Consider the following 529-nt stretch of genomic DNA (forward strand, 5'->3'; position numbering starts at 1 on the left):
GCCGCCAGATCGCGGACTCCGAGGCCCCGGACCCGGCACACATCGGCAGCGAGAACCGCCTGGTCATCAGCGACCTGTACACCGCCGGCGGCCTCAAGGGCCTGTCCATGGCCGTGCGCGCCGGCGAGGTGGTCGGCCTCGGCGGGCTCGCCGGCTCGGGGGTCGAGGAGATCGGCCGGGCCCTGTACGGCCTGCACCCGGTCACCCGCGGCGAGATCGAGCTGCTCGGCCGCCCGTTCCGGCCGCGGGACCTGCGCCCGCACCGCCTGGCGCGCCAGGGCATCTTCTACCTGCCCGGCGACCGCCAGGCCGAGGGCATCGTCGACGTGCGCCCGGTCTCGGAGAACGCGACCCTCTCCTCGCTGGACGCGCTCGGCCGGATGGGTTTCCTCCACCGCCTCAACGAGCGCCGCACCGTGGCGGACTACGTGCAGCGCCTGCGCGTGAGCACCCCCTCCGCGGCCCAGCCCATCAAGCTGCTCTCGGGGGGCAACCAGCAGAAGGTGCTGTTCGCCCGCGGCATGCTCAC

1 protein-coding gene is annotated in these 529 nt (G+C 74.3%); it reads left to right on the forward strand.

Annotated elements, in window-relative coordinates; translation table 11 throughout:
• Positions 1-529 (forward strand): ATP-binding cassette domain-containing protein (locus G7A99_RS24410; protein ID WP_163144665.1); only part of this gene is annotated, 529 nt, incomplete at both ends.

It is taken from the genome of Arhodomonas sp. KWT (assembly GCF_010993615.1).